7 protein-coding genes are annotated in these 10,577 nt (G+C 69.9%); 3 read left to right on the forward strand and 4 right to left on the reverse strand.

Annotated elements, in window-relative coordinates; translation table 11 throughout:
• On the forward strand, positions 1-4,071 hold a 4,071-nt coding region (locus tag ACJ73U_RS25235), incomplete at its 5' end, for a DUF4011 domain-containing protein (protein ID WP_407780186.1).
• 111 nt (positions 4,072-4,182) lie between these two features.
• Here the strand turns inward: ACJ73U_RS25235 and ACJ73U_RS25240 are convergent.
• Genes ACJ73U_RS25240 through ACJ73U_RS25255 form a run of 4 tightly spaced genes read right to left on the reverse strand, consistent with a single transcriptional unit; the run spans position 4,183 to position 7,462 of the window.
• Positions 4,183-5,337: a sensor histidine kinase gene (locus tag ACJ73U_RS25240; protein WP_407780187.1), complete on the reverse strand. Its 1,155-nt coding sequence runs from the start codon at positions 5,335-5,337 to the stop codon at positions 4,183-4,185.
• Positions 5,322-5,990 (reverse strand): response regulator transcription factor, encoded by a 669-nt coding sequence (locus ACJ73U_RS25245; RefSeq protein WP_407780188.1) that lies wholly within the window; start codon positions 5,988-5,990, stop codon positions 5,322-5,324. The genes ACJ73U_RS25240 and ACJ73U_RS25245 overlap by 16 nt, the downstream gene beginning before the upstream one ends.
• A gap of 48 nt (positions 5,991-6,038) precedes the next feature.
• Entirely contained in the window at positions 6,039-6,581 is a 543-nt protein-coding gene (gene mug / locus ACJ73U_RS25250) for a G/U mismatch-specific DNA glycosylase (protein WP_407780189.1), read from the reverse strand.
• A gap of 23 nt (positions 6,582-6,604) precedes the next feature.
• Positions 6,605-7,462 (reverse strand): LysR family transcriptional regulator, encoded by an 858-nt coding sequence (locus ACJ73U_RS25255; RefSeq protein ID WP_407780190.1) that lies wholly within the window; start codon positions 7,460-7,462, stop codon positions 6,605-6,607.
• 69 nt (positions 7,463-7,531) lie between these two features.
• Between ACJ73U_RS25255 and ACJ73U_RS25260 the strand changes: the two genes are divergently transcribed.
• Positions 7,532-8,197 carry a type 1 glutamine amidotransferase domain-containing protein gene (locus ACJ73U_RS25260; RefSeq protein ID WP_407780191.1) on the forward strand — a complete coding sequence of 222 codons (666 nt, stop codon included), beginning with the start codon at positions 7,532-7,534 and terminating at the stop codon, positions 8,195-8,197.
• 185 nt (positions 8,198-8,382) lie between these two features.
• Entirely contained in the window at positions 8,383-10,359 is a 1,977-nt protein-coding gene (locus ACJ73U_RS25265; protein WP_407780192.1) for an ABC1 kinase family protein, read from the forward strand.
• Positions 10,360-10,577: the final 218 nt, after the last annotated feature.

Here is a 10,577-nt window from a genome sequence, read left to right on the forward strand (position 1 = left end):
GAGAACCTCGAGGTCGAGGCCGCCGATGACGGTGCGCCGGCCAGGGTCGCGGCGTGGCGGCGGGCGCTGCTCGACCTCAGTCTGCGCAACCCGCTGCTCAAGCTGCCCAAGCGGGGCAAGGGGCTCGATCTCCACGTGCCGGCCGGCGCACTCGCGGTGCTCGACGACCTCGTGCACAGCGGCAAGGCGATCAACGTCGTCGCCCAAGACAGCATCAGCGGAGTGCACGAACTGCAGGGCGTACACCGGGCACAGGACCTGCCCGACGAGGTCACCGAGCAGGAGCTCGCCAAGGACCGCCGGATCTACGGCGCGGTCACACAGGCCTCCTACGTGGCGCGGATGCGGGGACTGCAGCGTGACGCCCGCACCCTCGAACAGGAGACGGGCAGCAACTACCTCTACCTCACCCTCGGCTCGCTGGTGCACCCGACGCCGACCGGGGAGGCGCACGCACCGCTGTTCCTGCTCCCCGTCCGCATCGAGGGCGGCGCGGGCAACCGGCCCTACACGGTCCTGATCGACGGCGCCGAGATCGCCGCGCCGAACCACTGTCTCGTCCAGTGGCTGCGGGTCAAGCACGGCGTGCGGATCGCCGAACTGGAGAAGCCGATCCTGGACGACGACGGCATCGACATCGACGCCTCGTTCCGCGCGATCAAGAAGACCCTGGTCGGCAACAACCTCAACTACCGGGTGGACGAGACCGCGAGTCTGCGGCTGCTCCAGTTCTCCACCTTCCAGATGTGGCGGGACCTCACCGAGCACTGGCAGGTCTTCACCCGCAACCCCGTCGTCCGGCACCTCGTGGAGAAGTCCGGGCAGCCGCTGGCGACGCAGGAGATCACGGTCGACGAGAGCGCCATGTTCCTGCCGATCGCCGCGGACGGGTCGCAGATGCGCGCGGTCGAGCTGGCGGCCCGTGGGCGGTCATTCGTACTGGAAGGTCCACCCGGGACCGGCAAGTCACAGACGATCACGAACCTGATCGCTCACGCGACCGCGTCCGGTAAGTCGGTGCTGTTCGTCGCCGAGAAGCAGGCGGCGCTCGATGTGGTGAAACGGCGGCTGTCCGACGTCGGTATTGAGCCGTTCTGCCTGGACCTGCACGGCCGCAAGCAGACTGCCCGGAGCATCCACGCCCAGCTGAAGGCCGCGTACGAGACGCTCGTCGGCGACGACCAACACGCCTGGCAGTCCCTCGAGGCGGCCTACCGGGCACGCGTCGCCGCGTTGCGGGAGTACCCGGAACGGCTCCATGCCGAGAACGCGGCCGGGTTCTCGGCATGGTCGGCCTACTCCGCGCTGCTCGCTCAGGAGCCTGGCGACCGGGCGGTCGTACCGGCCACGTTCTTCGCGTTGTCCGCGCAGCAGCGTGCCGAGGTCGCGGAAGCCGCCCGTGCTCTACCCGCCGCCGCGAACGCCGCCCGACTGCGGCACGACCACCCGTGGCGGATCAGTGGTCGCCGCACGGTGGCCGACCTGCCCGCCCAGGTCCTCGCCGGGTTGGCGGCGGATCTCGAACGGCTCCGTGGCGAGTTCGAGCGGTACCCAGAACGACTGCGCCACACCATCTCGGAACTGCCGCACCCGTGCCAGGTGATGGCGGCGGTACCTGCCGCCGGACTCGCGAAGCGGGGCGGGCTGCCCGACCTCGCCGCCACGGTTGCCGCGGAGGATCCCCGTTGGGATGCCGTCGCCGAGGCCGCACTCCAGCAGGTCCGCGCTCTCCGCGTCGAGCACCGTGATGTCCTGTCGGCCCTGCGTCCGGAGTTCTTCACCGATCCCGCGTTCTACACGCTCACCGCGCAGGCCGCGGTCGCGAACAAGGGCTTGTTCGGGCGCAAGAAGCGCAGGACCGCGCTCGCCGACGCACTCCGGTCCTTCGTCACCGGTGTCGTCGACGAGGCCACCGTGCTCGACACGATCTCCGCCGCTGCCGCCGCACAGGACGCCGCACGGCGAGTCGCCGACGTCCTCCATGCCGTCCCCGGTCTCACCGTCGCGTCGGACTGGTGGCCCACCGCGCCCGACGCCGCCGACGTGGTCGCGGCGGCTCGGGACGCACTCGTCATCTCGCGCGACCTGCACCGTGCCCGACCGGCACTGTGGACCTCGGTGCACCAACTCGGTCACGACGTGCCGGACCTGGACACGTTCGCCCGCTTGTGGGCGGACTGGCTCCGCGTGCTCGCGACGTCGGACGCGGAGTTCGCGCACTGGTCCGCCAACCGGGGTTGGGTCGCGGCCTGGCGCGCTGACGGCCCCGTCTGGCACGCGGAGGTCACGGCAGGCGGACCGCGGCCGGTTCAGCGGTGGGGCGCGGTCCTCACCCAGACCGACGTGCTCGCGGCGGCCGGCCTGGACGAGTTCCGCCGCCAAGTCCTCGACGGCTCGCTCGCCCCTGCCGACATCGAGCAGGCGTTCCACCGGGGTCTCACCACCGCGGCGCTCGACGAGCGACTGCACGCGAACGACCTGGAGTATTTCGACGCGGGCGCGCACCAGGACGACGTGGCCGACTACCTCCGCCTCGGCGCCAGTGTCCGCGAACAACTGCCGGAGCGCCTGGCCGCCGGCCTCGTGGCCCGCCGGCAGCGGATCCACCCCCGCTTCCGGGCGGAGGCGGGAGAGCTGGTCCGTCGCCTGAACAGCCGCCGTGACCGGCTGTCCTTCCGCGAGGCGTGCGCGAGCCGGCCCGAGATCGTCACCGGCCTCACGCCGTGCTTCCTGATGAGCCCGGCGTCGGTGGCGACGTTCCTCGAACCCGGCGCGGTGCACTTCGACATCGTCGTGTTCGACGAGGCGTCTCAGATCCGGGTCGCGCAGGCGATCGGCGTGATGGGACGCGCGAGCTCGGTGGTCGTGGTCGGCGACTCCAAGCAGATGCCGCCGACGAGTGTGATGGAGGCCGCCCACGCCGATGAGGAGGACAACCCTGCCGTGCCTGAGGACCTCGACAGCATCCTCGCCGAATGCGTCGAGTCCGGCCTCCCCCGCGAGTCCCTGACCTGGCACTACCGCAGTACGGACGAGTCGCTCATCTCCTTCTCCAACACCCACTACTACGAGGACAAGCTCGCGAGCCTCCCCTCGCCCGGCGGTGACCGAGACACGGGAGTCTCGTGGCACCGGGTCGAGGGCCACTACGACCGCGGCACCCGCGCCAGTCGTACCAACCAAGTGGAGGCGGAGGCGATCGTCGCCGAGATCTCCCGGCTGCTCGCCGACCCGCGGACCGCGAGCCGGTCGATCGGTGTGATCACGTTCAACGTCCAGCAGCGCGACCTCCTGCTGAACCTGGTCGAGGAGAGCACCGACCCACGCGTCCAGGCCGCGCTCGCCCGCGACGACGGCGAGGCGCTGTTCGTGAAGAACCTCGAGAATGTCCAGGGTGACGAGCGGGACGTGACCCTGTTCTCCCTCGCGTTCTCCATCGACCCGAAGACCGGCCAGCTGCCGTTGAACTTCGGGCCGCTGTCGAACCAGGGCGGTGAGCGGCGGCTCAACGTCGCGGTCACCCGGGCCCGCACCCAGGTGATCCTGTTCAGCTCGTTCGACCCGAAGGACATCGACCTCGCCCGCACCAAGGCACTCGGCACCCGCCACCTGCGCGCCTACCTCGAGCAGGCCGCGAACGGTCTCGGCGCCTCCGGTGACCTGATCAGCCGCAAGGACGTGCACAGAGACCGGGTAGCTGAGGAGCTCGCCTCGGCCCTTCGTGCGCGGGGGCACGAGGTCGCGGTCCGCTTCGGCCTCTCCCACTTCACCGTCGACCTCGCGGTCCGACGCGCGGGTACCGCGCGATGGTCGGTGGCGGTCCTGCTCGACGGGCCGACCTGGGCACGGCGACCTACCGTCGCGGACCGCGACGCCGCTCCTCAACTGCTCGAGAAGATCATGGGCTGGCCGGCCGTATGCCGGGTCTGGTTGCCTCAGTGGATCAACGACCGGAACGCCGTGCTGGCACACGTAGAGGGACTGCTGGCCGAACCGAGCTCGGACGTCAGCTCGCCGGAGGGGGTCTCGGCGCGACCGCCACGTGCAACAACTGGTGCGTGGGTCGCTTGAGGGCGCGATCGAGTCGGAGGGCCCCATCGAGGTCGTTCGGCTGGTGCACAGCCGTTTCGGTGTAAGGCCGGGCTCGTGACCTCGACGAGGTGCACCAGGTCTATGGGCGGATCACGGGGAACTGATCGCCTGCACCGGCAGGTGAACGGTGATGTCGAGGCCCCCCTTCTCCCGGGCGGTGGCGGCGATCTCTCCGCCGTGGGCGATCACGATCGCATGCACGATGGACAGTCCCAGTCCCGCTCCGGTGTCCGTGTGTAGACGGGCCCCTTCGCCGCGGACGAACGGTTCCAGGAGGCGGTTCGTCGTGTGCGGTGGGATTGGTGGGCCCGTGTTGGCGATCCGGATGAACGCTCGCCCGTTCGTGGCGCCGGTGGTCACTGCCAAGTGGCCGCCGGCATGGTTGTACCGGACGGCGTTGTCGATCAGGTTGCTCACCATTCGTTCGAGCAGGACAGGTTCACCCTGGACGGAGGCGGGGCGCAACTCGGTGTGCAGCGTGAGGTCGCCCGCGGCCACGTCGGCAGCCGTCGCGTCGAGGAGGTGCCTGACGACGTCGGCCACGTCGACCTGATCGTGCCTGCTCACCCCCGCCTGGGTGCGGGCCAGCGCCAGGAGACCGTCCAGCGTGCGCTGACTGTGCGCCACAGCGGTCCGGATGTCGAGGGTCATCGCCACGAGTTCGGGGTGGGTGGGGTGGCCGTCGAGGGTGACGTCGATCGCCGTGCGCATGGTGGTCAGCGGGGTGCGGAGTTCGTGCGCGGCATTGGCGGTGAACATCCGTTGGCTGTGCAACACCCTGTCCCGTTCGGCCACGCCATGCTGAATGCGGTCCAGCATCCCGTTGATGGTGTCGGCCAGGGTCGCGAGTTCGTCCGCCGGCACGGTCACCGGCACCCGCTCCGACAGGTTCTCCGCCGACAGCCGTTGAGCGGTGGCCGAGATCGTGCGGATCGGTCGCAGTATCCGGCCGGCCACCACCCAGCCCAAGACCGCGGCCAGCAAGGTCACCACCACGAGCGCGACCGCTGCCTGGGCCAGGAACTCGGACAGGGTGACGTCCTTCAGTTCCTTGGTGAACGCCTGAGGCGGCGGCAACGGCTCGTCCGCGTCGGCGCGTGGGTCGAGGATCACCACCGAGAGGCGCCGGCCCAGGTTCTGCCGCATCAGCAGGTAGGTCAAGGCCGTCAGCACCAGGCCGGCGGCCAGCACCAACGCCGTGTAGAGGATGGTCAGCCGACCGCGGGCGGTCAGGTGCCGGGGCACGGTCCGACCCGGTATCCGGCACCGGTCACGGTGTCGATGAGCGGTGGATCGCCGAGCTTGCGGCGCAGCGTGCCGACCGTGATCCGGACCGCGTTGGTGAACGGGTCGGCGTGCTCGTCCCACACCTTGTCCAGCAACGTCTCCGCGCTGACGACGTCACCGGCGGCCGCCAGCAGCTGTTCGAGCACACCGAACTCCTTCGGTGTCAGGTTCAGGAGGCGACCGGCCCGTTCGACGGTGCGGCGGGCGGGGTCGAGCACCACGTCGGTGGCGCGGAGCACCGGCGGACGCGCGGGAGTGCTGCGCCGAGCCAGTGCGTGTACCCGGGCGACGAGCTCGGAGAACGCGAACGGTTTGCCGAGGTAGTCGTCCGCGCCCAGCGTCAGTCCCTCGACGCGGTCCTCGACCGTGCCCGACGCCGTGAGCATGAGGACGCGTGCCTGACCGTGCCCGGCCAGCTCGCGGCAGACGGTGTCCCCGTGCACCACCGGCAGGTCCCGGTCGAGGACCACCACGTCGTAGGGCGTGACCGTGCACTTGTCGAGGGCGGCGCGTCCGTCGAAGGCCACGTCGACGGCGAAGCCGTGCTTGCGCAGGCCGGCCGCGACGTACTTGGCCAGCGGTTGCTCATCCTCGACCAGCAGGATCCGCATGGCCGCATTCTCGTGACCAGCACATATGGATCCCGTATGGGACAGGCGTCACCCCACCGCGTCGCGCAGTTCGCGGAACGCCTCCGCCAACGCCGGCGCCTGGTAGTGCGCGTTCAACCCGCTCGGGTTGGGCAGTACCCACAGACGCGCACCGGCGATCCGCTCCTCCTGCTCCCCCATCCTCGCTTTCGGACGGTCGAACGCGGTGCGGTACGCGGAGATGCCGACGACGGCGACAACCGCCGGCGCGTACCGGGACACCAACGCCGTCAGCTTTCGCGCGCCGGCACGCAGTTCGTCACGCGTCAGCTCGTCGGCGCGGGCCGAGGCACGGGCAACGATGTTCGTCACGCCCAACCCGTAGGTGAGCAGTTCGTCCTGTTCGGAGGGGTGCAGCAGCCGTGGCGTGAAGCCCGACCGGTGCAGGGCGGGCCAGAACCTGTTGCCAGGCCGGGCGAAGTGGTGCCCGGTCGCCGCGGAGTACAAACCGGGGTTGATGCCGCAGAACAGCACGGAAAGCCCGGGAGCGACCACGTCCGGGATGGTCTTCACGCGTGCGGCGGCCAGCTCGGCGGCGGTGGGCTTCGGCACGGCAGGCGAGTCTACGTAACCGCTCACCAGTCGGCGGCACGTGTCGTGAGCAGGTCCCTGGCGCGTGCGATGTGCGGTTCGGCGAAGGCGCCGGTGCGAACCGCGAGGTAGAGCGTGTTGGTGGGCAGTTCGCCACGAATGACCACCTCACGCAGGTCACCCGTCGCGAGCTCGTACTCGCACAGGTACCTCGGCAGGACGGTCACGCCCGCACCGGCCAGTGTCGCGGCCAGCACGGCCCGCAGATCGGGAACCACCACGACCGCGTTGCCCGGTGGGGGCGTCTTGTACACGGTCTGCCAGTACCGGCGGATGAGCGGAAGGTCCTCGGCGTAGGCCACCCAGGGCGCGTCGCCGAGCACCCCGGACGTGTCGGGGTAGCACCAGCGGTCCGCCGCGACGACGGTCAGCTCCTCGACGTAGAGCGGGGCGGAGACAATGCCGCGGAGGCGGGGACGAACCGTGGAGACCACCAGGTCCAGACCGCCCTTGACCAGCTCGTCCAGCAGGTCGTCCGGCATGCCGAAGGTGACGCGCAGCGCGGTGTCCGGCAGCTCCACCAGCGCCGGCACCACCTTCAGGCTCGTGAACTCGGCCGGACCGCCGACGTGGAGCGCGACCTTGCCGCCCACGAAGTCACCGACGGCGGCGGCGAGGTCGTCCAGTGGACCGGCGAGTCTGCGGGCGAGGTCCTCGCCCGCCGCGGTGGTGGTGACGCCGCGGGCGTGCCGGTGGAAGAGCGGCTTCTTGACGGTCTTCTCCAGGGCCTTCAACTGCGCGGTGACGGCAGGCTGCGACAGGCCGAGCAGCTGTGCGGCGGCCGTGACGGAGCCGGCGCGGTGCACGGCCAGGAAGGTTCTGAGCAGGTCGAGTGAGGTCATCAGATTTCTGATAATAAACCAAGCGACTTCTATTGGATTTCGATGCCCCCGCCATGGCAACCTGAACCCATGAACGCAATCCTGCTGGCGCTGACCAGCCATGACGACCTCGGCGGCGTCCGCCCGACCGGCTTCTACGTCCCGGAAGCCGCGCATCCGTGGCGTGTCTTCCGGAACGCGGGCTTCGCCGTCGACCTGGTGAGCGTCCGGGGCGGACGACCACCCATGGACGGCTTCGACGGCGACGATCCCACCCAACGCGAGTTCGTGCACCTCCCCGACCTCGCGACCACGCGAAGAGCGGCTGAAGTGGACGCCGTCGGTTACGACGCGATCTTCTACGTCGGCGGCCACGGCACGATGTGGGACTTCCCGGGCGATACCGATCTCGCCCGCCTGGGCCGCGACGTCTACGAGTCGAACGGCGTGGTCGCCGCGGTGTGCCACGGGCCGTCCGCGCTGCTCAACCTGACCTTGTCGAACGGCAGCTACCTGGTCGAGGGCAAGGAGGTCTCCGCGTTCACCAACGCGGAAGAGGACGCTGTCCACCTCAGTGGAGTCGTGCCGTTCCTGCTGCAGACCGCGCTGGAGGACCGCGGCGCCAAACACGTGGCCGCACCCAACTTCCAATGTCAGGTGTCGGTGTCCGAACGCCTGGTCACGGGCCAGAACCCGGCAAGCGCGACACGAACCGCGGAGGAGGTGGTCCGACTGCTGACGACCAAGAGCGTGTAACAGCCACCCGCCCAGCCCCTGCGCGCCCGCTAGTCCCGCCTGCCAACAGATATTCGCGGTCAACTCGAAGGAAGTGATGCCCTACGAACCGATGCGGTACACAGTTCGCCATTACCCAGTGATCCACAGGTCTCGTGTGTTTCCATCGACGGCGATCAGCCATTCCTGCCGACGTTCGGAACCACATGTCCAGCCTGCTCTTCGGTCTGCTCGCGCTCCCCGTCTACCTGTTGATGCTGTGGCCACTCGTCGCGGCATCGCGACGGGTGCTCGGGGTGCGGATCAGGACGACGCGGGCGTTGCTCGGCGCGGTGGTCGGCTGGCTGGCGGTGGGTCGGATACTCGGTTGGCTGTTCCCGAACCTCCACGAGTCGCCGCCCAGTCTGTTCGCCGGCCTGCTCATCCCGATCGCCGGTTGCGCGTTCCTCGCGACGTTGACGTTCCTGTTCCTCGCCGAGATGGCCTTCCCCAGCGGTGGTGGGCTGGGGTTCGTCGGACGGCTTCGGTCGGTTCGGCGGCGAGCCGCTCGTGCACGGCGGTACTCGCAGGTCACCAGGATCGCGGTGAAGCACGGAATCGGTCAGTACCTGGTCGGCAGACGCGGGACGGACGGCACAAGGCACGCGGTGCTGGCTCGGTCGCTGCGCAGAGCGCTCGAGGACGCCGGGGTCACCTTCGTGAAGCTCGGGCAGGTGCTGTCGACGAGGCCGGACCTGTTGCCGCCCGCGTTCATCGACGAGCTGAGCAGGCTGCAGGACCAGGTCGCGCCGGTTCCGTTCGATGGCGTGGAGCAGGAACTGGTCGAGGCCCTGGGGCAGCCGCTTGACGAGGTGTTCGCGGAGTTCGACCGGGACCCGTTGGCCGCGGCGTCGATCGCTCAGGTGTACCGGGCGCGGCTGCACAACGGTGACGACGTGGTGGTCAAGGTTCGCCGACCCGGCATTGACCGGGTAGTGGAACGGGACCTCGACATCGTCTACCAGGTCGCACGGTCGCTGGAGTTGCGGGCGAGATGGGCGCGCGCCCTCGGCGTCATGGACCTGGCGGACGGGTTCGCCGCGGCGTTGACCGAGGAGCTCGATTTCCGGGTCGAGGCACGCAACATCGCTGCGGTGAGCGCGGTCGACACGAGCACCGAGGTCACGCTGCCGGCCGTCCACCTGGAACTGTCGAGTGAGCGGGTGTTGGTGATGTGCCGGCTCGATGGCACTCCGGTGCGAACGGCCATCGGCGCTGTGGACGACGAGCAGCGGGTCGGGCTGGCCCGGGCACTGCTGGACTGTGTGCTGCGACAGGTGCTGTTGCACGGCGTGTTCCACGCCGATCCGCACCCGGGGAACGTGCTGCTGCTCGCCGACGGCAAGCTCGGGCTCCTGGACTTCGGCTCGGTGGGCAGGCTCGACTCCGCGTTGCGTGGCGGACTACGCGACGTCCTGGCGGCCGTCGACCGGGGTGACCCGGCCGGGCTGCGTGACGGGCTGCTGGAGATCGTGGACCGGCCGGACGAGATCGAAGAGCAGAAGCTCGAGCGGGCTCTGGGCGCCCTGGTCGCCAAGCACGTCTCGCAGGGGCAGGCGCCGGACCTGGACATGTTCACCGACCTGTTCCGGGTGGTGGCCGAGTTCCGGCTGTCCATCCCGCCGGCGATCGCCGCGGTGTTCCGCGCGCTTGCGACCGTGGAAGGCACGCTTGCGCTGCTGTCGCCGGGGTTCAACATCCTCGTGGAGTCGCGGGCGTTCGCGAACCGGCTCGTCGGTGAGCGAATGCGGCCGGACTCGCTGCGGCGGACCGCCACGGAGGAGTTGCTGTCGCTCCTCCCGGTGCTCCGACGGCTGCCGCGACGGATCGACCGCGTGACGTCCGCGCTGGAGCAGGGCCGGCTGTCGGTCAACGTCCGACTGTTCGCGGACGAACGGGACCGCGCGGTGGTCCTGGGCATGCTGCACGAGCTGCTGCTGGCGTTCACCGGCACAGCGACCGGGGTGATGGCCGTGCTGCTGCTGGCCAGCACGGGCGGACCACGGGTGAGCGCCGAGCTGACGCTGAACCAGCTGTTCGGGTACAACCTGCTGGTCATCAGCGCCCTGCTGGGCTTGCGCCTGCTGTTCGTCGTGTTCCGGTCACAACGCAGAGACGCCGGCAAGGTGCAGGACACCAACTGACCACCACCGTCCGTCAACGGGTGCCCGCGGCGACAGACCACCCCGGCCTGGGGTCGACACTCCGCAACGCGGCGTCACTCTCCTCGGCTCTCCTCCGCTTGGCTCGGCTCGGCGCGGCGGGGGGGCCGGGCGCCACTGGGCGGGGGCGGGGGGGTGGCGGGGGCGGGAGGGGGGGTGGTGGGGGCCGGGGCAGGGGGGGGGCGCGGGGCGGGGTTCGA

Origin of the sequence: Actinophytocola sp., assembly GCF_045807065.1 — a bacterium.
GTDB lineage: Bacteria > Actinomycetota > Actinomycetes > Mycobacteriales > Pseudonocardiaceae > Actinophytocola.

Coding starts and splice junctions, on each gene's coding strand:
- ACJ73U_RS25245 (WP_407780188.1), bottom strand. CDS start 5,990: ATGCGGATCCTGCTGGTCGAGGATGAGCAACCGCTGGCCAAGTACGTC.
- ACJ73U_RS25255 (WP_407780190.1), bottom strand. CDS start 7,462: ATGACCTCACTCGACCTGCTCAGAACCTTCCTGGCCGTGCACCGCGCC.
- ACJ73U_RS25260 (WP_407780191.1), top strand. CDS start 7,532: ATGAACGCAATCCTGCTGGCGCTGACCAGCCATGACGACCTCGGCGGC.
- ACJ73U_RS25265 (WP_407780192.1), top strand. CDS start 8,383: ATGTCCAGCCTGCTCTTCGGTCTGCTCGCGCTCCCCGTCTACCTGTTG.